Raw genomic sequence first — 23,571 nt, 5'->3', positions numbered from 1 at the left:
CAAGCCGCCGCAATAGGTTAACAATGTCTTAACCGATGCGGGCTGTTTCATGCGTTCTATCTCCCTATCGCTTCTTCTGGCAGCATCGCTGTTCGGTGCCACCCAGTCAGACGCGGCATCGCGCATGAAACTTGGCGGTCTTACCAGCCAGCCCATCGGCCATGCAGTGTTCTGCGAACAATTCAAAGGCGATTGCGCACGTATTTCCGGCAATCAAGAGCCACAACGTCTCACACAATTGCGTTGGAACGATTTGGTGGATGTGAACAACATCGCAAATGTCGGCGTGGAGCCTGTCACCGATCAAGAATTCTACGGTGTCGAAGAGCACTGGACATACCCCCGCTCTTATGGCGATTGCGAAGATTATGTCCTGCTAAAGCGCTACATGCTTATCCAGCGCGGGTGGTCGGCGGCAAACCTGTTGATCACTGTTGTCCGTCAAGCCAACGGTGATGGCCATGCAGTGCTGACAGTGCGGACATCAAACGGTGATTTCGTGCTCGATAATCTGGAAAGAGATATCAAACGTTGGGATAAAACTCCCTACCGCTATGTAAAGCGCACGGCATCAAACCACAGCGGACGCTGGATTTCGATCCGCGACAGCCGCAATCAAGTTGCTCGATATTAGGATTTAGTGCTCGCCGCCTGGAAACGGCTGCATCGCACAAGCCGGGCAGGCCCGATAAGCGTCCCGCATTTTGATCCACTGCGCCTTTTGCGCAGCCGTGACGCTACGTCCGGTGACGATGGGATCCAACCCTGCATCCAAAGCACCCCTGCCCGCCAACTTCTGGCCAGACAAAGTCTGCGATGAAAAAATGGTGCCTTCGCCAATCTGCACGCCATCGACGGGAACCCCGGTAGTTGGCACAACGAAAGTGAAAGCAACGATAGCAAACATTTTTGCGAACATAACAGCCTCCTACGGCTATCCCTAGAATGCGGGTGGATTTCCTAACGAAGCGTTAACACTTGGAACTCGCTAAGCGTCGCAAAGCAGCACACCCTTTCTTTTTGTCCATACAGCCGCTACACGGCGGAAGAAATACTCCCCAAACTCATTGGAACTGTTTTGGTAAAGCCAACGATCGCAGCTTTTGCGGAACGCATGTCCCGTGGTGAACGCATAGATTTCTCCGTCTACACCCCCTCGCGCATCAAGACGGAGGTCCTCTCCGGCCTTACAGTTGCACTTGCGCTGGTGCCTGAGGCTGTCGCATTTGCTTTCGTGGCTGGCGTGCATCCACTTGTGGGTTTGTATGCTGCTTTCATCGTAGGCCTCATCACCGCCCTCTTCGGCGGTCGCCCAGGCATGATTTCCGGTGCGACTGGCGCTTTGGCTGTTGTGATGGTCGCGCTCGTGGCGCAGCACGGCGTGGAATATCTGTTTGCAACAGTTGTTCTGATGGGCATTTTACAAATTCTTTCGGGCATCTTCCGGCTCGGCAAGTTCATTCGACTTGTCCCTCACCCGGTCATGCTTGGTTTTGTGAACGGCCTTGCCATCGTGATTTTCTTGGCACAACTCAGCCAATTCAAAGTGGCGGACCCAAACAGCACCGTGGAGGGCGCAAAAGTCTGGATGTCGGGCATGACGCTTGTGACGATGTTGGGATTGGTGGCACTGACAATGGCGCTCATTCACTTTATGCCGCGCATCACCAAGGCAATTCCCGCCCCGCTGGCAGGCATCGGAATTGTTGCCGGTATCGTCATCGCTTTCGGAATAGACGTTCCGCGTGTTGGCGACTTGGCATCTATCGCTGGTGGCTTGCCGACTTTCCATATCCCCCAAGTGCCACTGACCTTGGAAACGTTGCAAATCATCCTACCCTATGCCGTCATTCTCGCAGCCATTGGCTTGATTGAGAGCCTGCTGACACTGAATCTCGTTGGCGAAATCACTGGAAAAACTGGCGGTGCTTCACAGGAATGCCTTGCTCAAGGCGCTGCCAACACAGTCACCGGCTTCTTCGGTGGCATGGGTGGTTGTGCAATGATTGGCCAATCAATGATCAACGTGAAGTCGGGTGGCCGCACCCGCCTGTCTGGCATTTCTGCAGCTTTGTTCCTGCTGGCTTTCATCATGTTTGCCTCCGGCTTGATCGAGCAAATTCCGTTGGCTGCCTTGGTTGGCGTTATGTTCATGGTCGTGATCGGAACGTTCGCTTGGCAGAGTCTTAAAATTCTTTCCCGCATCCCCCGCACCGACGCTGTCGTGATCATTCTCGTCACCATCGTCACTGTGATGAGCGATCTGGCTGTCGCAGTGGTCGTGGGTGTGATCGTCTCGGCGCTGGCCTACGCATGGAGCAACGCAACGCGCATCAAGGCACACTCAACGGTCGAGAAAGATGGGTCAAAAATCTACATGCTAGAAGGCCCGCTCTTCTTTGGCTCCACCGACAGCTTCACCGAGCTTTTCAATCCAAAAGAAGACCCTGATACGGTTATCATCGATTTTCTAGAGAGCCGCGTAGCAGACCAGTCTGCGCTGCAAGCAATTGAAGCGCTGGCAGCGAAATACGAGGCGAACGGCAAGACGCTTCAATTGCGCCACCTATCGCGGGATTGTCATTCGCTTTTGAACCGTGCCGGCCAACTGATTGTCGATTCTGACGATGATCCCGATTACGGAATCGCAGTCGATTACGACATCAAAACCGGCTCACTGGGCGGCGGTCACTAGACCTAGCGTAGCCAACCAGCGAAACCATCGACAACCTTGTCGATATCATCGGCGCTGAAATCGAGGTGACAGACAAGGCGCATGCCAGGGTCTGGTTCGCCGATGATGATACCGCGCTCCAGCATATAGGTGCTAAAGCTGCCCTCACCGCGCTTCGATAGACGCAGCCAGATCATGTTCGTCTGGACGCTGTTCATATCAATCTCGACGCCATCAATCTCGGTCAACTTTTGCGCCATCGCGCGGGCATTGGCGTGGTCGTCGGCCAGGCGTTCGACATTGTTGTGCAGGGCATAAAGCCCACAAGCGGCCAAAACGCCGGATTGACGCAATCCACCGCCCACCATCTTGCGGTTTCGCCGCGCCTTGGCGATGAAGTCTTTCGGGCCAGCAAGCACGGAGCCAACAGGCGCCCCCAACCCTTTCGACAGGCACAATGAGACCGTATCAACAGGCGCCACCAATTCCTGTGCAGATCTGCCAATTGCTACCGCCGCGTTGAGCAAACGTGCGCCATCAATATGGATCGAAAGGCCATTATCTCGCGCAACAGCGCAGGCAGCTTCTATCTTCGCTTGATCTTGTACACGGCCGTTGAACGTATTTTCCAAACACAACAAGCGCGAAATGGCGAAATGCGGATCATCCGGCTGCACCGCAGCTTCAATTTCCTCTGGCACCAACGCGCCGCTCTCATCCGGCGTCAGATGGCGTGGCGAAATTCCACCAAGCACCGCCGCACCGCCCGCCTCATATTTCGCAATATGATACCCTACACCCCCAATATATTCCTCTCCCCGTCCGCAATGGGAAAGCAGAGCGATGAGGTTGCTCTGCGTGCCAGACGCCACAAAAAGCGCCTCTTCCTTTCCCAGCAGATCAGCGACCTGCTCCTCCAGCGCTGTCACAGTCGGGTCGTCACCATAAACATCGTCACCCACATCAGCAGATGCCATCGCCTCTCGCATACCTTTAGAGGGACGCGAGACGGTATCGCTGCGCAAGTCTATCAGATGGTTTGATACAGCAAGTTTGGGGAGCGTGGCATACACGGCAAAACCTCGGTTTAAGTTGGTGATCCGGCCCACGGCAAAGCCGCAACCACGTGAACCCGATGGCTCTCACCACCATTGAGAGCGGTATGATAGCCGCGCGTGTCGGTGAAATACACCGATCCATCGGCCGGAAGATGCGTCACATGGTGGTTCACGATAAACAGCGATCCTGGGTTCGAAAGAATAGGAATGTGCAGCCGAGGCTCCGGATCGCGGTGCCATGAGTTGCAATTGTATTGCCCTTTGGAAAGCACCCGCATTCGCCCAATTTCAAAGCGACGGGTAAGTTCCGTATGAACATGCTCAAAATAGGTGCCAGCAAAGGCAGGCACGAATTCGGTGAAACGACTTTCATCCACCACTTCCTCGCGCCGCACTTCTTCGTAGCTATCGTCTACCCGCGTGAAAAAAAGACCCGATAGATCATTCGGCGTTTCCACCTCTACTCCAGGCCGTCGCGTGAGCGAAAACGCGCCAAATCCGGCAGCTAGATCACCTTTGAATTCCGTGCGCTTCAAACAAATGTCCAGCGCCTCACGCAGCTTGTCGATATCGAAAGATAGGTCCAGTTTTTCGATACCCGGTCCCGCCTGAAAGCGAGCGACTGACTCGGTGTCGGGCATTTTGGACAACCAAGATTTCATCCGCTGGGTATCTGCGTCTTCAATTCGCGTTGCTTGCGTCACATTCTTGGCCTTTATCTCCGGGTCGACAATTCAAAACCCGAATTGACAAAAGAGACAATGGCTCCGCAACACTAAATTGCGCGGAAACGTCTGCTGACCAATCAATCGATTGCAAGCGAACTGGGCACGGCTTCCGGTTTGCCCAAACGACCAGCCAGACCGGCTTCATCGGTCAGGCTTTCGAGAAAGGCGATGAGGTCTTTCTGCTCCTCGAGCGATGCGCGTTCAACGCGGCGCACCCTGATGTCCATCTCGGTGTCAGAATCAGCAGGTCTGTAGCTGCCAATTTTCACTGCATCGAAACCGCCTGCATGAACACGCATCAGTTCCTCCAAGGTCTCATATTGCCCTGCCAAACCATAAGGAGCCGTGCGAGCCACATTTCGAAGGCTCGGCGTGCGCACTTTCATCAGATCTTTCGCATCGCCAGTGACATTCATACGCCCAAGCCATCGAGGCCTGTCACCCTTTTCCGCCTCGGACTTGTGTTGCGGAGCTGTGAGGAACGCGGCGTGAAAGCCATGGTCGGTTTGAAAAGAACCGCTGTGGCAAACGTTGCATCCAGCCTCTCCATAAAACAACTTCATACCCCGTTGTTGTTGCATTGAAAGCGCAGTCGCATCACCTCTCAAATATCGATCAAAGGGCGCGTTATCGCTGCGCCACTCGCTTGCGACAAACGCGCCCAAGGCATTGGCTATGTGATCGATTCGGATGTCTTGCGACGCTGCCACATCATCAAAAGCGGCGTTGAAAAATGGGGTGTAATCCGGCAAATCTGCCACCCGCGCCACCAGCGCATCCCAGATCGCGCTATGATTGGATTGAGCCAAATCGCTGCCTTGGGTTCCGGTCAATTCATCGCTGGTGATGGTCGGAAACAGCGATTGCGCAGCCAAAACATCGGTTACGCCATCGGGCAGTTTAGCCTCCGGCGGCACAATCAATTGCCCGTCTTTCAACTGCACCCGCCCATCGGAGAACAGCGTATCGAACTCGTAAGCGCCCAGATTAAACAATGCTGGCGCGTGGCGCGACGAAGGAGCAAACGGTGCCCAAGGCGAAACGCCATTGGTTGCCATTTCGTCAAATGTCATCTCTGGCGCGCCATCGAGTCGGTAGCCATTTGACGAGCCACGATCATGATTGTGACAGGTGGCGCAAGACACACGATAAGTGCCGGAAAGCACGCGGTCGTAAAACAACATTTGCCCCAACCGTGCCTTTGCAGGCTCAACAGGGCGGTATTCTTGCTCGGAGACCGGCATTGGCAGTGTCTGCGCGGAAGGGGTCGAGGCGCTGGCAATTAGCGCAAGACACCCAGTCAAGATGCACAGAGTTGCGTTCAATCCACCAATTCTCCATTGGCAAACAGACGCACCATTCCGCCAATCCGCCCGCCGCTCATCGCACCGTCTTCCATATCAATTTCCAACTGAATGACGGAAGGGCGCCCCATTTCGATGCCCTGTTCGATGCGAAATGAATGCAGACCATCGGGCAAATCGTCAAACAAAGCGACGGCACGCGCAAACGAAGACACGGCAGAACCTGTTGCAGGGTCTTCTGGAATCCCGCTGTCTGGCGCGAACATGCGGGCATGAAACTGGTTTTCGTGCCCGACAGTATCGCGGCAATAAACATAAGCGCAATTGTGGCTGTGCGTGCCAAAAGCATCACGCCAATAGACCATGTTCGGCGCAGCGCGTGCTGCGGCATCCAAGTCCTTCACAGGCACCAATTCATAAGGCAAACCGCCGTCAAAGCTGGAAAGCAGATGGTTTTCAAAGCCGATATCAGCAACGTCGAGTCCAAGTGCCAGAGCCGCCTTCTCTTTATCTCCCGGGGGCACCAAACGTTTGGCGATCTTTGGCAGATCAAATTCCGCAAAAGCACCAGCTTCGTCAAAGCGAACGCCGCAGCGCATGGGACCTACATTTTCCTCCAGCACAACGATCCCCTGCCCTAGCGTGTCAATTCCCTGTTCCCGCGCAACCGCCACCGCAGCACCAACTGTAGGATGGCCAGCAAAGGGCAATTCGTTTTTCGGTGTGAAAATTCTCACCCTAGCACTGTGAGCACCATTTTCTGGCTCAGCGAGAAACACCGTTTCCGAAAACCCGAACTCAGTCGCAATCGTTTGCATTGCATCACTGTCCAAGCCTTCACTGTCATAAACGACTGCAAGCTGGTTGCCACCAGCCTTCTGCTCCGCAAAAACGTCAAAGATAGCAAAACGACGGGTCATGAATTTTCCTCAAACAAGTGTCGGATCAACGGTCGCACTGACCAATGGTTTAACAGTCAGTCCCTGCACAATGATGGAAAAAAGCACAACAGCATAGGTGGCTGCCAGCATAACCGGCTTATGCGCCATCGTCGGAAGCGATAAGGCTAGCGCCACCGATATGCCGCCGCGCAATCCACCCCATGTCAAAACGGGGATGGCACCAGCAGTAAAGTTTCGCCGCAGCGACAACAGCAAAATCGGAAGCGACACCGAGATAAACCGCGCAAACAAAACCAAAGGTATCGTTGCACCCGCCACCCATCCGAAAGAAGGATCAAGAGCAATCACGAGCACTTCAAGGCCAATGAGCAGGAACAGAACAGAGTTCAGGATTTCATCGATCAACTCCCAGAAGCCGAAGAGGTTAGACCGGGTTTCTTCGCTCATACCAAGCCGCGCGCCACGGTTTCCCACCAGCAACCCCGTCAGAACAACGGCAATAGGACCAGACAAATGCAGCCGTAGAGCAAGCGCATAGGTTCCTGCAACGATGCCCAGCGTGATGAGAATTTCAAGGGTGTAATCATCCATCATCGCCATAGCACGATATGCAATCCAGCCTGTAACAAGACCCAACACCGCGCCGCCAATAGCTTCAACGAAGAACAGTTCCGCCACTTCCAAAGCTGTAACCTGCGCACCTCCCTCGCCCATCGCAATCGCAAGAAGAATGGTAAAGACAACCACGCCGACACCATCGTTAAACAGCGATTCGCCAGCAATCTTGGCTTCCAGCGCATGAGGCACATTGATCGATTTCAGCAGACTCAAGACAGCTACTGGATCGGTGGGTGAAATTAGCGCGCCAAAGACAAGCGCCCAAAGCAAAGGCACCTGAACACCAAGAAGACCTGTTAGATAATAGAATCCGAAACCGACAATGAAGGTTGACAGAATAACGCCAACCGTCGCCATTAACCCAATCGCCCACGCCTGGGTGCGCAAGAACGAAAAATCCACGTGCAGTGCACCTGCAAAAAGCAGGAACGCCAACATGCCTTCCATAACAGTGGCGTAAAAATCAATCTGCCCAATGGCAGCCTGTAGTGTGTCTGTGATGCCCAGCGCGGGAAACAGTTTCTGGACACCCAACAAGACCAATGACGAAATTAACGCCATTACAAGCAGGCCAATCGTGTGAGGCAATTTCAATACGGTGTGGTTGAACCACCCAAAGAAGCTGGACAGCACCAGCAGAAGGGCGGCGATTTCAAAAAGTGACAGTGTCATGACAAGCGACGGTTCCGAGTTCGGCGAAGTCCGATCAAAGCATTTTCAAAGACACGACAACAGGGCAATGATCAGACGCCTTCGGCCTGTCCCAGCCCGTTCGCGGATAACGCGGTACATCTTGATGCGGAGGAAAAACCGTTCGATATGGCTGGCCCATCCGTATGATTTCTGGAACGGCTTTGCCGTTTTTGCTCGCCAATGCCGGTGAGGCCATGAAATAGTCAAGTTGCACGAGATGGCGCAATTCCCGCTCCTCAACCTCAGACAAATCCGACACACCACCAGCTGCATAGTAGAGCGTCCAACGGTTATCGCCCGACCGCCGCTGCACCAGATCCATAGCAAAACCATCGGTAAACAAAGGCTCAAGCCCACTCGTCGGCTCTGGCACTAAGTTGAACCGATAGCCTTCTGATTTGCTGCCGGAAACGACAAGTCGTTCGCGGTAATCGTTCAAATCACCACAAATCATCCAACGCATATCAGGCGCGCGCTCTGTTCCAAATTTCCGCTCTACAATGCGTCGCACGCCCTGCGCTTCGGCAAAGCGGACGGGCATCGTGTAGTCACGCCCGCTCACCCCATCTTCCTTTGATGAGCCCATGGATTTGAAATGGCACACGAACAGCGTCAGCATTTTGCCGCCGATACGCAAATCGACCTCAAGGCAATCGCGGCGAAACACCCGCTCGTGCGGCTCGTAACCCATTTGAGCCAAACGGCGGGTGTGGACGTCCAGATCCTTAAATGTGCTTTTGCGGTGCGATTTCACCCGCACAATCTCAATTTCCCGCCCATCGGCTGTGCGTTCGCGAGCCATCAGCGCGACGTCTATGCCGCGCCCGTCGTTGCCCTGCCGCCAAATTTTGTGCGGATAGGTCAAACCTGTCATACGCTCGAGATAATTGTCCTCAAACGCTTCAAGCGTATGGAGATCTTCCACCTCCTGAAGGCACACGATATCGGCTGCACAATCTGCAATGGCCAAGGCCGTCATCTGCCGCGCATCATCCGCATGGGCGATAACCCGCGCTCTCTCTAGCGCTTTGTATTCCTTTTCCGATTCCACATCGACCATCGCGATGGTGCGGTCACGTCGACGATCTTGCCGCCAGCCCGAAAAGTCGAACCGTGCCATCAGATTTTCAGCATTGAAGGTCGCGATGCGCACAGTCATGCATCTGTTATGGCCTCTTCCCTGCGCCGATTACAGCCTTTTTTGGCTGTTCAGTTTCGGTTCAGGTTGGGAATGCTTCTATAGACGCAGCAGAAACGAGGAGACTTCCTATGAACAAGATTCTCACAGGTTTGATGGCCGCCATGCTTTCCTTCGGCATTATCGGCTCCACCATGCAAACGGCTGACGCTGGGAAGCGTGAACGCCGCATCGCGGCTGGTATCGCTTTGGGCATTATCGGTGCGGCAATTATTGCAGATACGGCCCGCTCCGAACGCCGCTACAAGAAGCGCCGTTACTATCGCAATCGGCACTATCGTAACAAACACTACCGCAACCACCGCCGTTACGATAACCGCTACCATTCGCGTCGTTATTACAAAAAGCGTCGCTACTACAAACACCGCCACTACAACCGCGGCCACAGAGCGCAAGTGCGTCGTCACTACCGTTAAAATTCGGCGCCAGCGCACAAATCAAACGCCAGAAAAAGCCCGGCTCAACACCCGGGCTTTTTGCTTTTCAGCAGTGTGCGTAAGTGCACAGAAGCATGGCAACAGACCTGACATGATGAAACCAAGCCGGGGAACACCGGACAAAACCACAAAACAACAATTGCCCAGACTGGCCATAAAGAGGAAGAAAACCATGTCGAAACTCATCACCACAGCCCTTGCAGCAACGCTCGCCATTACAATTGCAATTCCTGCTGCTTTGACCGACGCAGACGCAGGCAAAAAAGGCCGTTACTTCGCAGGAGGTCTGGCCGCTGGCATCATTGGCACCGCGATCATTGCGAGAGAGAGCCGCCGCCGCGACCGCGAATACGACCGCTCCGAACGCCGCTGGGACCGCCACGTGCGCCGATGCTACGCCGCTTATCGCAGCTACGACGAGCGTTCCGACACTTGGATCGACAAATACGGCCGCGAGCGCATCTGCCGAAAATAGGCGAAACGCTTAGGATTGATCTCCAACAAAAAAGCCCTGCCAGCGTGATGCCGGCAGGGCTTTTTTGTTTGTTTCGCTGAGGCTTGATAGCCCTTAAGGCAAATCTGACCCCCTATGATTTTACTTCGCCGCCAAGCCCAGAGCGAAGCGAGGACGGTCAAACCAAGCACAGCCTTGGATTGCCCAACCTCTAATCCAATTAGTTTTTGTCTTTATCGACCAACTGGTTCGATTTGATCCAAGGCATCATGCCGCGAAGCGTTTCGCCGACTTCTTCGATCTGGTGACGGTCATGGCCACGGCGGGTCGCTTTGAAGCGGGCAGCACCTGAATGCCATTCCTGCATCCACTCCGACGTGAAGCGACCGGTTTGAATGTCTTTCAACACGCGGCGCATTTCATCTTTGGTGTCCGATGTGATGATGCGCGGGCCGGAGACGTATTCGCCCCATTCGGCTGTGTTGGAGATCGAATAGTTCATGTTGGCGATGCCGCCTTCGTAGATCAGGTCCACGATCAGCTTCACTTCGTGCAAGCACTCGAAATAGGCCATTTCCGGTGCGTAACCGGCTTCCACCAGCACTTCAAAACCGGCGCGGATGAGTTCAACCAAGCCACCGCAAAGAACAACCTGCTCACCGAACAGATCGGTTTCGCATTCTTCCTGGAATGTCGTCTCGATAACACCCGAACGACCGCCGCCAACGCCACAGGCGTATGAAAGCGCAAGATCATGGGCATTGCCGGAAGCGTCTTGATGGATAGCAATCAGGCACGGCACGCCGCCGCCTTTTTGATATTCGCCGCGAACCGTATGGCCCGGGCCTTTTGGCGCGATCATCACCACGTCGATGTCTTTGCCAGGCTCAATCAGGTTGAAGTGGACGTTGAGGCCGTGGGCGAATGCAATGGCAGCACCCGGCTTGATGTTGTCGGCAATGCTCTCTTTCCAGATACCGGCCTGAAGCTCATCGGGAGCGGCCATCATCATCAGATCAGAGACTTTGGCAGCGTCTGCAACAGACATAACCTTGAAACCGTCGGCTTCGGCTTTTTTGGCGGTGGCGGAGCCTTCACGCAGCGCGACAACAACGTCTTTCGCGCCGGAATCCTTAAGGTTCATCGCGTGGGCACGGCCCTGCGAGCCATAACCGATGATGCAAACCTTTTTGCCTTTGATCAAATTCAAATCCGCATCGCGGTCGTAATAAACGCGCATAGGCCCGTCTCCTGAAGTCAATGAAATGAGAGTGTTGGTCGGGGAACCCCGATCAAAGTTCGCGATTGTGTAGACGGGTGCGCGTCAAATGGCAATTGCGCAGCGCATCAATCCTTGCCTCGATAGTGCGAAAGCCCAATGGGCGCGAGCGGATCGACCAATGTTCCTGCAACCATGGCTCTTAAAAGCGCCGGAGCGGGCGGCACTCGGGCGACGCTTCCCATCAGCAAATCACGCATTTTTGGAATAGCGATGCTGTCGGATTGATAGAACGGGGTGAGCAGATAGGACAAAGCCTGATAGACCTTCACATGCCAGCGGCGTGCCTTCTGGTGAGCGGTAAGCGCTTCATCCACACTGTTGCTAGCGGCAAGAGCAAACGCGAAAGATGCAGCGTCAAGCAGAGCCATATTCGCCCCCTGCCCCAATTGTGGACTGGTTGAATGGGCGCTGTCGCCAAGATGCAAAACGCGGCCCGTATACACGGTTTTAAGCGTGTGGTGGCCGTATCCGGCCAGTGTGAGTTGGTCAAAATCGGATATTTGATCGAGGTAAGGCGCGGTTTGCGGCCAATAGCCCCGCACCTTTCCTTTCCAAGCGTCGATCCCCTCAGCGCGCACGTCATCGGCATCGCAGGCTTTCAAACTCCAAAAGAACGCGGCCTTCTTTGAGGACTCGCCGGGGCAATATCCTACCGGCAAAACGCCGATCATGACGCTGGCTTTGTCATAGCGCTGCTGAAGCGCATGCGGGTCAAACGCTTCGCCTACCCAATCCAGCGTCGTCCAAAACGCGCCATAGGCAAGCTTGCGTTGCTCAACATACGGCAACACGGATCGGCGCAAAGGTGAATGCCCCCCACAACAATCGATCAGCAAGTCCACAGGCTGCTGTGCTTGCCCGTCTACGAGCGGGGAAACCTTGTCACCTTGCTCCTCACGATCTGTGACCGGATGCGAAAATCGCATTTCTATGCCTTCCGCTTTCACAGCCTTGTAAAGCACATCGAAAAGCGCGGTGCGGTGAACGGCAAGACCGAAGCGTCCGGTCTTTTGGCGCTCATAGCTCACATCCAGCACAACACGGCCAGACGCAGCGTCGTTTCCGACCAGTCGGTCGATACGGTTGCCCATACTCAATATTGCATCAGCCAAGCCAAGCTCTGCCAGCACGGAAAGCCCGGTGGGCTGGAGCATCAGGCCGGAACCAACAGGCGCAGGCTTTTCGAAAGCCTCATAGATGCAAACGCTGTGACCGGCACGGTGCAGAAACAGCGCAACCGCCAATGCGCTCATGCCAGCTCCGGCAATTGCAATGGAGAGCTTCTTGTCCACGGTTAAGCCGATACGTGCCCGCAAGCGGCAAGGAAACGTCTTGTGGTTTCCGCCATGCCAAACTCCAACGCATCGGCTGTAAAACCGTGCCCAATAGAAACCTCGGCCAATTCTGGTATCCGCGCCACCAGCGGCGGCAGATTGGCAACCGTCAAATCGTGCCCAGCATTCACCCCCAGCCCCAAAGCCAAAGCCGCATCCGCCGTTGCACCAAGCCGCTCAATCTCAGCGGCGGCTGCTACCGGGTCATCATGGGTGCCGCCGTAGGGACCAGTATACAACTCGATCCTGTCCGCACCTGTTTCCTTAGCCGCTTGCACTTGAGACGGATCAGCATCGGCAAACAGTGAAACGCGCATCCCACCCTTTTTGAGCCGCGCCACAATCGGCGTCAGGAAGTTGTGGTTGGCAACAAAATCCCAGCCATGATCGGATGTTGCCTGCGAAGGGTCGTCCGGCACTAGGGTCACCTGCTCCGGCTGGTTGGCCTCAACAAGTGCGAGAAATTCCTCGGTCGGATAGCCTTCGACATTAAATTCTGCCTCAGGAAATTCGTCATCAATCAGAGCCCGCAAATCAGGAAGATCGGAAAACCGCGTATGGCGCTGGTCGGGGCGCGGGTGCACGGTTAATCCGTGCGCGCCCGCCTCAAGGCAAATCCGACCAAGGCCAACAACGCTTGGCCAAGGCAAATCGCGGCGGTTTCGCAATTGGGCAACGGCGTTCAAATTAACGGAAAGACAAACAGACATGGGCGAGACGCCGAAAAGCTTTGAATCGATAACAGAACCATGGGGCTTCCCCCAACGCGCTGCAATCCTCTAAACCTGATCTTGCACCAAGCCTTCATCAATCATCCATTGGTCAAACCAGCGCAATGCAGTTTCAACCGTTCACAACCGCTCCTTCAGCTTTTGGCATTGGTTTGAAGCCGCTAACGCCAGGCCACGCCTTGCACCAAGACGGCGAAGCAGAACGATACCGAGCAGAAAAGATCGCACTCTACCGTTCGATCCCCAATGAAGTCGTCCGCGCGCAGGACGATACACTGGAAGCACAGCAAGAAATCAAAGAACTCGTTGCGGCGCTCACTTCGCCCTACGCTAACCAAGAAACTTTAGAAGCGGAGTTTTCAGCCCTTGGCCCGATGGCGGTAGCCGCGCTTGGCATTCAAGACGATCTAATATTGATGCGCCGCAGCGACGACGGCTGGCGGTTGGCCGCAGCGTCGCTGTGTTTTCCCTCCTCGTGGAACCTGTCGGAGAAATTTGGTCACCCGCTCGAAGTCATCCATCAGCCGGTGCCACACATGGCGGGCAAAACAGGTGAGCGCATCCGCCGGATTTTCGACATGCTGCGCCCCGAGCAACCGCTTTGGCGGGAAAATTGGGCGATTGAAGGCGACGACGAGCTACGCCACGAACGCAAACTCAACCAGCGAGGAGCGGCCTACAAGGCCGACAAGCTGGCTGGCACAGTTCACATTCGGTGCGAATATCAAACTTTGCACAAGTTGCCACTTTCGGACGATGTTCTGTTCACGGTGAAAATTCTGGTTCGATCTGTGTCGCAATTGGCTGCTACGCCGAACGGTCGGGCCTATCTGCAACATTTGGTACGAAACGTGGACGAATTGAGCGAAGAAGGGCTGGCTTACAAAGGGCTAGCGGGCAACCGCGAGCGGTTGAAAACCGTTCTTGCAGAGGCAATAGGTGCCTAAGCCCTGCTGCTAAAGCCTTTCTTGCGGGGTTTAGCCATAGCTTTGGCTTTCGCGATTCGTATTTCTGCCTCTTGCGGACTTTCCACCCGACCACAGGGGTAGACCACATAACAGGGTTTTTCCTGCTTGCCGTTTCTCAACACCATATCGACGCGATCACGGCGCTTTTTGTCTTTGTTCACTTCTTCAACGTGCTGGTCGTATTTTTGAGCATACTTGGCGTTCAGCCGATCTTGATATTTCATGGCAAAAAAGAACAGCACCGCAATAATGCCCGTGCCGAAAGTCGCCCAGCGCATGAACACGCTGCGCGCGAAAATCGTGCCTTGAAAAATCAGGATACCTGACATGTCCAACGAAGAGGCAGCTGCGATGTTTATTGATTGCAGGCCAAAGAATGCCGACAAGACGATTGCAAGATAGAAACGCATAACAAGTCCTTCAAACTTGCTTCAAATTGTATGTATAACGGGTTGCGAATCCGTTAAATTACAACTAGCTGATCTTGCTCAATATTTGGCTTAGCGCACAATCGTTATGCGCTCTGAAGCACGCGTGATGGCCGTGTAAAGCCAGCGGTCGGAATGTTCGCGAAAGGCATAGCTTTCGTTGAACAGATAGACATCATCCCACTGCGAACCCTGCGATTTGTGCACGGTAAGCGCATAGCCGTAGTCAAAGTCGTCATAACGACGCTTCATCTGCCACGGAATTTCTGCGTCGGGGTCTTCGAAAGCTGCTTTCAAAACTTTGATTTTGGCCGACACCTGCTCAAGCCCTTCATCTTCGGAACGAACCAGCAGGTTCATGAACGCCTTGGCCGAATTCGGTGCAGAAACGACTTTCCAGAGCGAGCCGTTCAAAAGCCCTTTTGTTGGGTCATTTCGCAGCGCCACCAGCTTGTCGCCAGCAGCAGGAATCGGGCCTTGGAAGTCCTTCAAGTCGCGCAGCCGTTGGTTATAGCGTCGGCGTGTTTTGTTGATGCCGACTAGAACCTGATCGGCAGCGAGAACGTCCGCTTGATCCACTTCCCCGCGACCAATCACCTTGCTGTCACCATACTGCCCGTAAGGGATTTCACGGCCCTCCCGCGCCATCTGTGCAAGATCGATAATCGGATTGTCCCGCGCTTGGCGGTGAATGTTCTCCAAAAGAAAATCCGGCTCATGGTCCGTGAAAAACCCACCACCGGAAACAGGTGGCAATTGCCCAGGGTCACCCAGCACCAAAACGGGCGTGCCGAAGGAAAGCAAATCCTGACCCAATTGCTCATCAACCATCGAACATTCGTCCACCACGATCAGTGCGGCTTTAGAGACCGGGCTTTGACGGTTCAGTGTGAAAAGCGGCGCCATGGACGACTTGCCGGTGTCTTCATCCTCTACCAATTCCTCGCCACGGGGGCGATAGATCAGCGAGTGGATGGTGCTGGCACCTTTCGCCCCACGCGAACGCAAAACGAGCGCCGCTTTGCCCGTAAAGGCAGCAAACAGCACATCGCCGTCGACATTTTCAGCCAAATGCCGCGCAAGGGTGGTTTTGCCAGTTCCTGCATATCCGAACAGTCGATAGACCTGCGGATAGCCTTGCTTCAGCCAGCGGGAGACGGATACGAGCGCATCGTCCTGCTCAGGAGAGAATTTCACGCGCAACTCACCGATTGTTCGAATCCGTTCATGAGAACATTAATAGAACGAAAAGTCACTCGCATCGAGAGTTATCATTGAGCCGTCGGACGAATTCACGGAAATCATGTTGCTCGGTGAGGCGTTCAGTGACACCGTCACCGAAGCCGTGCCGTTGTCGCTGATGGTAAAGTCGTTGAATGCGTCGGCCACAGCGGAAAAGAACCGCAGCGTGTCTAAGCCATCTTGAAAATCGTGAATGATGTCAGAGCCAAACTCGGCCTGCACAAAACGGAACTGGTCCTGATGCTTACCGCCATACAAATCATCATCGCCCGTACCGCCGATGATCGTGTCTCGGCTATTTCCACCGCGTAGGTCGTCATTCCCAGCGTCGCCGCGCAAATAGTCAATGTTGTTTCCACCGAACAGTCGGTCGTCGCCACCGCTGCCGGCAAAACGCGCCCGACCATCTCCTGCGCGCATAATGTCACCAGCAGAAGCTGAGCCAATGAACGTCTCTATGGACGCAAAAAAGTCTCCTTCCGCCGCCAACGCATTCAGGCTCTGGTCGTTGAGATAGATGCGCACCGCCTCACCGCTTATACGAGCGTCAAAAACATCAACGCCCTGACCGCCGGAGAAAATATCAGCGCCGCCCTCGTCAATTATGAAGCGATCATTCCCCGCATTGCCTGCAAATCGGTTGTCCAACTCGTTGCCGCGTCCGATATGGTCGCCCGTGTCTGTAAAATTCAAGCGCTCGAAGTTTGGTGGAAGCGTGTATTCGGCCTGAGTGGTGAATACCTCATCATATCCTTCATCGGGCATTTCATAGACATCATCGAAAACCGAGTTGACGAAGTAATCATCGTTGCCCCTGCCACCACGCATTGTGTCCGAACCGATGTCGCCAAAGAGCACATCATCGCCGTCCAATCCGAGGAGATAGTCGCCGCCGGTGCCAGCCAGAATAATGGAACCATCCGGCCGAGCCGTGAGATAGTCTTGCTCGGCGGTACCGATTGTTAGTTCGTCGCGCGGATCAATGATCCGCAAACCGACATCGGCACCTGCACCCAGTTCAGCCCACGTCACACCAATGCGACCGTCGCTGAGAACGCCCATATTGAAGAGCGAAGCTGAAAGGCCTTCTGCGATAATCAAAGGGTCGCCGACCTCTACGCCATCATTGTCAAAGCGCTGCCCTTCGATCAGTTGATTGCCAACATCAAACCAAGCCACGAAGAAGCCACTGTCGCCGTTGCCCAAGGCTACAACACGCGGATAAAGCTCATTGGTTCCCGGTTCGTCGGCGACAACGAAGCTCGCTCGTACGATATTGTTGTCGATATCGCGAACGTGGCCATACACCCGAATGCCATCGTGCCAAGTGATGAAAACGTTTCCCGTATCGCCCAACTCGTAGGCCATTTGCGGGTCGTATCCCACATCGGCAATCTGGCCTTGTCTGATCAGTGTGCCGTCGAATGCCGTTTGGCGAAACTCGATGCTGCTGTCTACGTTATCCTGTTCGGCATAGACGCTCATGAAATTGAGACCTGCCGTGATCTCGACGTCGCTGTTCCTGTCGAAATCCGTTGCTCCGTTTTGAGCCATATCGAACTCGCTGGAAGCAGCCCCTGCGGCGTTCACATACACCCCTTTCACATCGGTATTCCCAAGAATATTTTCCCGATCAAAGGTGACAATATAACCGTCGCCAATAGTGGAAATCGACGGATCCCCGACCTTGTCGGCATTCGCCGCGCCTGTTGCGAGAGTAAAGCCGGTTGGAAACTGAGATCCGTTCTCGTAGACGTCGACCAGAATGTCCGTGTCGCCATCATCCCCAAACTGTGTGTAGACGACGACATATCCGCTATCGGTAGCAGCGATATCGAATTGGTACTCGTCTTCCAATTGGCCATGCTGGTTCAACTGGAAAGGGTTTGTAACGGCGTCTCCGCGATAAGTGAAAATCTGGCCGACAATATCTCGGCCCTGCGATCCGTCTATGTTATTTTCAAAATCAACCCAGGCGACAAGAAATCGTCCGTTCGACAGGGCTACGATGTTTGGTGTGACTTGAGTACCAAAGGTATTGCCAGCATTGGCAATGATGCTCTCATTCCAGTTCACGGTAGGGCGGGTCATGGTGTTCTCCTGTTCAAAACAAGCCAACACTGCCTCCCCGCCGCAGCTGGCAAGTTGAACTTTACCGAAAAGCCGTTGAAATATATGTGATTTATCTCACAGCAAGGGTGCACAAACTACTAGGCCAGCCATCAGCCGCTTGTAAGGGCATAGGCAAATGAGTTGGCATATAAATACCAAAACCAATCAGCGCGGGGCGCAAAGCCTCAGCCAACGGGTCAGCGCGGTATCCACAATCTGCTCCATCTGTGCCGCATCGGGCCGCGATGCTTCACCGAGCAACAATCGACGCTGCCGGTCGCCGATAAGAAGCCCTATAAGGATATCGAAAGCCTCATCAGCATCGTCGAATGTAACGTCACCCTGTGCCGCACCTTCCTTCAGCAACGCAACAAGGGGAGCCGCCACTTGCGCCTGCCAGTCGGCGATTGCTAAAGCGCCAAGGTCGTTCTTTTGGTGACAAGCGTCCGCCATCGCAACACGGTTGACCGCCAACACCGCTTCACCAGTCAAAATATCAATCAGCGCCAAGCAATAGGCCCGAAGCCGCGTCCGGAATCCGCTGCCTTCAACAGAGGCGTATGTTTTGTTAAGCGCCAGCCCCATAGACCGTGCCTGCTCTTCCACAAGCGCGCGCATAATGCCATCGCGGTCATTAAACCAAGCGTAGAGCGTTTCTTTGGAACACTTAGCTTCCGCCGCAATCTGCGCCGTGGAAATGCCCGTACCGTGACGGCGGATCAAACGCAGAGTAGCGCCCAAAATCTGGCGCTTTCGCTTGTCCTGACGAATCGTGCGGGCTTCTTTCTTCATAAGCGAACCATACGTTACGGTCATTGCTTTGTGAATCCCGCTTCTTCAAACCATCAATTCGCTCACCCCGTCCCAAATCAACTTCACGCCTGCAATGCTGAGCGCACCGATGAGAATATAGTCAAACAGTTTTTGACTGACCTTCCCGTTGAGCCAAAAGCCAAGTGCAATTCCCATCAAAGTGATTGGGAACAGCGATGCGCTGGCAGTGAGGTTGCTCATCGAGAACTGCCCTAAGAAGAAATAAGGAAACGCCTTCATAAAATTGATACCGGAAAACAAATACGAGTTGGTCCCCACAAATTGCTGCTTTGGCAGTTCTTCCGACATCAGCACCATCTTGATCGGTGGGCTGCCCGCATGGGCAACAAAACTGGTGAACCCGCCCATTGCACCCAAAACTGCGGTCAGCACTGGCCCAGGCTTTCGCTGCACTTTGCCTGCCATCCAAAGCCGTTGTGCAACGAAAGCCAGCGACAGCACACCAAGGCCGAGCTTGAACCAAGAGGGATCGGTATATTCAAACATATAGGCACCCAACGCGATGCCGATAATTGAGTATGGCAGAAGCGACCAAAGCACCCGCGCCACCCAGTCGCGGCGGTATCGGACGAGATTGGCAAAATCGATCACCAGCAAGATCGGCAGCATGATTGCAGCAGCGGTTTGCGGTGCCATCGTCAGTGCCAGAACAGGAACCGCCATCATTTCCAAACCCGCTCCGAAGCCGGATTTCGAAATGCCGGTCATGATTACTACAGCAGCGCAGAGCGCAAAAATGGCCGGTTCGAAAATCAAGATAGGCTACATTCGAAACACGCCGAAGCGTGTCTCGGGAATCGGAACGTTTAGGCTGGCCGACAAAGCTAGGGCCAACACGCGGCGCGTGTCGCGAGGACGGATGATGCCATCGTCCCACAGTCGCGCCGTCGAGTAATAGGGATGCCCCTCTTCCTCGAATTGATCGACAATGGGCTGGCGGAATTCAGCTTCTTCAACTTCTGACCATTCCTCGCCGCGCCGCTCCATACCATCACGTTTAACTGTGGCCAGCACGGAAGCCGCCTGTTCTCCACCCATGACGGAAATGCGCGCATTAGGCCACATAAACAGGAAACGCGGCGAATAGGCCCGCCCACACATGCCGTAATTGCCCGCGCCGTAGGAGCCGCCGACAACCAGCGTCAGCTTCGGCACCTGCGCACAAGCAACCGCGTTCACAAGCTTCGCACCATCCTTGGCGATGCCGCCTGTTTCATGCTCGCGCCCCACCATGAAGCCAGTGATATTTTGCAGGAAAATGAGCGGAATTTTGCGCTGACAGCACAATTCCACAAAATGCGCGCCCTTTTGGGCGCTTTGCGAAACCAGGATGCCGTTGTTCGCAATGATGCCAACCTTTATGCCGCACAGATGGGCAAAGCCGGTCACCAATGTGGTGCCAAAACGGGCTTTGAATTCATCAAACTGCGAACCATCGACCAGCCGCGCTATGATTTCGCGGATATCGTATTGCTTCTTGAGATCAACCGGCACGACCTTCTCAAGATCGTCCATGGGATAAAGCGGCTCTTCCACATCAGTCAGATCCAGTGTGCCAGAAGGCGGCAGATTGGCGACGATGGAGCGAACAATGGCCAGCGCATGGGCATCATCCACCGCCAGATGATCAGCCACGCCGGAAAGACGGGTGTGCACATCGCCACCACCCAGATCTTCCGCGCTAACAACTTCGCCCGTAGCCGCTTTCACCAAAGGTGGGCCGCCGAGGAAAATCGTGCCCTGCTGTTTCACAATAACTGTCTCGTCCGACATAGCCGGCACGTAAGCACCGCCTGCCGTGCAAGAACCCATTACGGCAGATATCTGCGCGATGCCCTTGGCCGACATATTGGCTTGATTGAAAAAGATTCGGCCAAAATGATCCCGGTCGGGAAAGACTTCCGTGTGGTTGGGCAAGTTCGCCCCGCCGGAATCCACCAGATAGATGCAAGGCAAATGGTTCTCTTCCGCCACTTCCTGCGCCCGCAAATGCTTTTTGACCGTCATCGGATAATAGGTGCCGCCCTTGATCGTCGCATCGTTGCAGACGATCACGCATTGCCGTCCTTCGATGCGGCCAATGCCCGTGATGATACCGGCGCCCGCAATCGCATCGTCATAGAGCCCGTGAGCAGCCATCGGCGACAGTTCAAGAAACGGCGAACCGGGGTCGATCAGACCCATTACCCGCTCGCGCGGTAACATCTTGCCACGGTCGATATGGCGAAGGCGTGAGCGTTCGTCGCCGCCTTGGGAAGCAGCTGCAAGTTTGGCATCCAGATCATCAATCAGAGAGGACCAAGCTGCCGCATTGGCGTCCACAACCTCGCCGCTGACGGGCAGCTTCGGTGTCAGCAAAACCATATCTGCGCCCCTAACCCTCTTTGCTTTGCGGCGTTTCCACCGGCATTTCCTGATCACGCCAAGCTGTAAACCCGCCTTCGATATGCGCTACTGGCCCGAAACCCATGTTCTGAACGTCCCGCGTCGCCAAGGCCGAACGCCATGCGGCGGCACAAAAGAAAATATAAGTCTTGCCCGTCTGCGCAAACACGTCGCGGTGATAAGGACTCTCAGGGTCTATCCAAAATTCCAGCATGCCACGCGGCGCGTGAACGGCACCGGGCACTTTGCCTTCACGGGCAAGCTCGCGCACATCGCGAATGTCCACAAGCACAGCTTCGCCCTTACCTTGGAGATCAAGCGCCTCTTGCGGCGTCAGTGTCACGATTTCTGCTGTGGCCTCAGCGACCAACTGAGCGGCAGTCTTTTTCATCGGCAAAGCACGCATTATCCCTGTTAAGACGCCCAACGCTATCAGCGCAGCGGCGAAAAAACAAAGTTTGCGACGAATTTGATCAGACCAATTTTTGCGTCAGTTGCGCTGCTTGCTCGCCAGATTGGAACAAGCTGGTGACCAGCACGAGCGCCACAACGATTGCGACTGTCCACAGCGTTACGCCCCAGCAAGACTTTTCGGTTTCTTCCGACATATTACCCCTGTTCACTCGTATTGGGGAGGTTATCGCCCTCCCTCTTCACGAAGCCGCGCGGGGTATAGGCCGCTTCAGTCTCTCCTGCAATCGTAAACCAACCGTTAACCATAAATTTCCGCGCAAGGGCGCAATGCGCCTCGTGCATGGCTGCCCGACTATCCCTTCTTGGTGCGCTTGGGTTCTGGCGCAGACTCGACGGTTATGGGCGTTCGCATGATGATTTCGCGGTGCGGGAACGGGATATTGACGTCATTTTCTTTGAACGCATCCCAGATCGCCAGCATCACCTTGCCACGAATGTTGGTCAGTCCGTTTTGGGGGTCGGTGATCCAAAACCGAGCGACGAAGTTGATCGACGAATCGCCAAACTCAGTCATCCAGCACACGGGGTCTTTAAGCGGGCTGACCCGCTCGACACTCTTGGCAGCCTCAATGACGAGGCGCGTAATCTCGTGAGGGTCACTGTCGTAAGACACGCCGAACTCGACATCCAACCGCACCAATTTATCGGTGAATGACCAGTTGATAACCTTCTCGGTGATGAAGTCTTCATTGGGGATCAAGAATTCTCGCCCGTCCCGCGTCACCACAGAAACAAACCGCGAGCGCAATTCGCGAATCCAGCCAAACGTCTCGTTGAGCGAAATCGTGTCTCCGGGCTTGATGGATTTATCCATCAGAATAATCACGCCGGAGATGAAATTCGACACCACCTTTTGCAGTCCGAAACCAAGACCAACACCCACTGCGCCGGAAAAGACTGCAAATACCGTAAGATCAATGCCAACCGAATTCAGCGCAATAATAATTGCCGTAATGACGAGGAAAATCTTGATGAACTTGCCAAGCAGAACCTGAAGGCTTGGCGTCAGGTCAGTCATCGCTTTGAGGCGCGTCTCAGCAAATTTACCGCCATTGTTGGCAAGCCAAACCAAGCTGATCAAAAGCGCAGTCGTCTGAATGACCAACAGCGGAGATATGCGAACTTCGCCTATCCGGAAAGCCAGCGCATCAAGCGTGTCGGTTGTCGGCTTGAGATAGCCCGTCAGTTGCAGCGCAACGATAATCCACGCCAGCACAGCAACCGTGCGCGCCAATTGCCGCGAATGGATAACCCGCGACAAAACATTGATGACGAGCCACGCCAGCGCCAGCGTATAGGCGATGCGCAACAGCAAAACGTTCCACGGCCAGGTGTAATTGTCTGCAATCAAATAGGCCGTGTAGCAGGCAGGAATGAAAAACACCCATTCCATGCGCCGCAGCAGAGCTGCGAGGACGCGCAAAAAGCCAGGGTTGAGTTTGATGCTGCGAACCCAACTCTCGAGCTTCGGCTCGACAAAGCGCGACAACACAACACTGACGAGCAAAATGCCAAGGATGATGCCAATTTGATACAGCGTCCAAGGCTGGTATATCGAAATCCAAGCCCGCTCGATAAAATTGGCGAGGCCCGTGCCAACGCCTTCCACCACCTGAATGGCGCTTGCCTCTTGCGGTGCCGACGCGTCTGCGGAACCAGGCATACTCACGTGATCAGACATGCAACTCCCTGTGCAATTCTTCTGGTTGATGGGT

Annotated in this window: 24 protein-coding genes; 5 read left to right on the top strand and 19 right to left on the bottom strand. The window is 54.5% G+C overall.

Features of this window, described 5'->3' with window-relative positions; all coding sequences use genetic code 11:
* Positions 1-49 precede the first annotated feature (49 nt).
* Positions 50-634, top strand: coding sequence for a transglutaminase-like cysteine peptidase (locus ACFQ14_RS14895; RefSeq protein ID WP_377213541.1), 585 nt, complete (start codon positions 50-52; stop codon positions 632-634).
* A gap of 3 nt (positions 635-637) precedes the next feature.
* Here the strand turns inward: ACFQ14_RS14895 and ACFQ14_RS14890 are convergent, their stop codons facing one another.
* Positions 638-919, bottom strand: coding sequence for a hypothetical protein (locus ACFQ14_RS14890; RefSeq protein WP_377213540.1), 282 nt, complete (start codon positions 917-919; stop codon positions 638-640).
* 195 nt (positions 920-1,114) lie between these two features.
* Here ACFQ14_RS14890 and ACFQ14_RS14885 point away from each other — a divergent pair, with 195 nt between their 5' ends.
* Positions 1,115-2,695, top strand: coding sequence for a SulP family inorganic anion transporter (locus ACFQ14_RS14885; protein WP_377213694.1), 1,581 nt, complete (start codon positions 1,115-1,117; stop codon positions 2,693-2,695).
* Between the two features lie 2 nt (positions 2,696-2,697).
* On the opposite strand, the gene ltaE is transcribed toward ACFQ14_RS14885, so the two are convergent.
* From ltaE to ACFQ14_RS14855, 6 genes are all read right to left on the bottom strand, one after another.
* Positions 2,698-3,747: a low-specificity L-threonine aldolase gene (ltaE, locus tag ACFQ14_RS14880; protein ID WP_377213539.1), complete on the bottom strand. Its 1,050-nt coding sequence runs from the start codon at positions 3,745-3,747 to the stop codon at positions 2,698-2,700.
* A gap of 14 nt (positions 3,748-3,761) precedes the next feature.
* On the bottom strand, positions 3,762-4,373 hold the full coding sequence (locus ACFQ14_RS14875) for a hypothetical protein (protein WP_377213538.1): 612 nt from the start codon (positions 4,371-4,373) through the stop codon (positions 3,762-3,764).
* A gap of 164 nt (positions 4,374-4,537) precedes the next feature.
* A complete protein-coding gene (locus ACFQ14_RS14870) occupies positions 4,538-5,785 on the bottom strand; it encodes a cytochrome-c peroxidase (RefSeq protein ID WP_377213537.1) in 1,248 nt (415 codons plus the stop codon).
* Positions 5,782-6,684, bottom strand: coding sequence for a PhzF family phenazine biosynthesis protein (locus tag ACFQ14_RS14865; RefSeq protein ID WP_377213536.1), 903 nt, complete (start codon positions 6,682-6,684; stop codon positions 5,782-5,784). Before ACFQ14_RS14865 ends, ACFQ14_RS14870 begins: the two co-directional genes overlap by 4 nt.
* Before the next feature lie 9 nt (positions 6,685-6,693).
* Positions 6,694-7,956 (bottom strand): cation:proton antiporter, encoded by a 1,263-nt coding sequence (locus ACFQ14_RS14860; protein WP_377213535.1) that lies wholly within the window; start codon positions 7,954-7,956, stop codon positions 6,694-6,696.
* A 34-nt stretch (positions 7,957-7,990) separates the two neighbouring features.
* Positions 7,991-9,136 (bottom strand): endonuclease/exonuclease/phosphatase family protein, encoded by a 1,146-nt coding sequence (locus ACFQ14_RS14855; RefSeq protein WP_377213534.1) that lies wholly within the window; start codon positions 9,134-9,136, stop codon positions 7,991-7,993.
* 110 nt (positions 9,137-9,246) lie between these two features.
* Between ACFQ14_RS14855 and ACFQ14_RS14850 the strand changes: the two genes are divergently transcribed.
* Positions 9,247-9,591 (top strand): hypothetical protein, encoded by a 345-nt coding sequence (locus ACFQ14_RS14850; RefSeq protein WP_377213533.1) that lies wholly within the window; start codon positions 9,247-9,249, stop codon positions 9,589-9,591.
* 193 nt (positions 9,592-9,784) lie between these two features.
* A complete protein-coding gene (locus ACFQ14_RS14845; protein ID WP_377213532.1) occupies positions 9,785-10,087 on the top strand; it encodes a BA14K family protein in 303 nt (100 codons plus the stop codon).
* 199 nt (positions 10,088-10,286) lie between these two features.
* Here ACFQ14_RS14845 and ilvC read toward each other — a convergent pair whose 3' ends face one another.
* The 3 genes from ilvC to ACFQ14_RS14830 form a co-directional block, all read right to left on the bottom strand.
* Positions 10,287-11,306 (bottom strand): ketol-acid reductoisomerase, encoded by a 1,020-nt coding sequence (ilvC, locus tag ACFQ14_RS14840; protein WP_377213531.1) that lies wholly within the window; start codon positions 11,304-11,306, stop codon positions 10,287-10,289.
* A gap of 107 nt (positions 11,307-11,413) precedes the next feature.
* Positions 11,414-12,640: an FAD-dependent oxidoreductase gene (locus tag ACFQ14_RS14835; protein WP_377213530.1), complete on the bottom strand. Its 1,227-nt coding sequence runs from the start codon at positions 12,638-12,640 to the stop codon at positions 11,414-11,416.
* A 2-nt stretch (positions 12,641-12,642) separates the two neighbouring features.
* The gene (locus ACFQ14_RS14830; protein ID WP_377213529.1) at positions 12,643-13,392 is read right to left on the bottom strand and encodes a pyridoxine 5'-phosphate synthase; all 750 of its coding nucleotides are present in this window, start codon (positions 13,390-13,392) and stop codon (positions 12,643-12,645) included.
* Positions 13,393-13,517: 125 nt separating this feature from the next.
* On the opposite strand from ACFQ14_RS14830, the gene ACFQ14_RS14825 reads away from it, so the two are divergent.
* The gene (locus tag ACFQ14_RS14825; RefSeq protein WP_377213528.1) at positions 13,518-14,360 is read left to right on the top strand and encodes a heme-dependent oxidative N-demethylase family protein; all 843 of its coding nucleotides are present in this window, start codon (positions 13,518-13,520) and stop codon (positions 14,358-14,360) included.
* Here ACFQ14_RS14825 and ACFQ14_RS14820 read toward each other — a convergent pair.
* The 9 genes from ACFQ14_RS14820 to ACFQ14_RS14780 form a co-directional block, all read right to left on the bottom strand.
* Complete coding sequence (locus ACFQ14_RS14820) at positions 14,357-14,791, bottom strand: hypothetical protein (protein WP_377213527.1); 435 nt, start codon at positions 14,789-14,791, stop codon at positions 14,357-14,359. The genes ACFQ14_RS14825 and ACFQ14_RS14820 overlap by 4 nt on opposite strands.
* Positions 14,792-14,881: 90 nt before the next feature.
* Positions 14,882-16,006, bottom strand: a complete 1,125-nt coding sequence (locus ACFQ14_RS14815; protein WP_377213526.1) for an ATP-dependent DNA helicase — start codon at positions 16,004-16,006, stop codon at positions 14,882-14,884.
* Positions 16,007-16,045: 39 nt separating this feature from the next.
* A complete protein-coding gene (locus ACFQ14_RS14810) occupies positions 16,046-18,142 on the bottom strand; it encodes a calcium-binding protein (RefSeq protein WP_377213525.1) in 2,097 nt (698 codons plus the stop codon).
* 186 nt (positions 18,143-18,328) lie between these two features.
* The gene (locus ACFQ14_RS14805) at positions 18,329-18,979 is read right to left on the bottom strand and encodes a TetR/AcrR family transcriptional regulator (RefSeq protein ID WP_377213524.1); all 651 of its coding nucleotides are present in this window, start codon (positions 18,977-18,979) and stop codon (positions 18,329-18,331) included.
* A 21-nt stretch (positions 18,980-19,000) separates the two neighbouring features.
* Complete coding sequence (locus tag ACFQ14_RS14800; RefSeq protein WP_377213523.1) at positions 19,001-19,753, bottom strand: sulfite exporter TauE/SafE family protein; 753 nt, start codon at positions 19,751-19,753, stop codon at positions 19,001-19,003.
* 6 nt (positions 19,754-19,759) lie between these two features.
* Positions 19,760-21,361 carry a carboxyl transferase domain-containing protein gene (locus ACFQ14_RS14795; protein WP_377213522.1) on the bottom strand — a complete coding sequence of 534 codons (1,602 nt, stop codon included), beginning with the start codon at positions 21,359-21,361 and terminating at the stop codon, positions 19,760-19,762.
* Positions 21,362-21,371: 10 nt separating this feature from the next.
* Positions 21,372-21,773 (bottom strand): rhodanese-like domain-containing protein, encoded by a 402-nt coding sequence (locus ACFQ14_RS14790; protein WP_377213521.1) that lies wholly within the window; start codon positions 21,771-21,773, stop codon positions 21,372-21,374.
* A gap of 82 nt (positions 21,774-21,855) precedes the next feature.
* Positions 21,856-21,990: a hypothetical protein gene (locus tag ACFQ14_RS14785; protein WP_377213520.1), complete on the bottom strand. Its 135-nt coding sequence runs from the start codon at positions 21,988-21,990 to the stop codon at positions 21,856-21,858.
* Positions 21,991-22,148: 158 nt separating this feature from the next.
* Entirely contained in the window at positions 22,149-23,537 is a 1,389-nt protein-coding gene (locus tag ACFQ14_RS14780) for a mechanosensitive ion channel family protein (RefSeq protein ID WP_377213519.1), read from the bottom strand.
* Positions 23,538-23,571 lie beyond the last annotated feature (34 nt).

It is taken from the genome of Pseudahrensia aquimaris (assembly GCF_042676045.1).
In the GTDB taxonomy this organism is placed as follows: domain Bacteria; phylum Pseudomonadota; class Alphaproteobacteria; order Rhizobiales; family Rhizobiaceae; genus Pseudahrensia; species Pseudahrensia aquimaris.
Note: the sequence above shows the minus strand (reverse complement) of the source record. Positions and strands in the feature narration are given on the sequence as shown.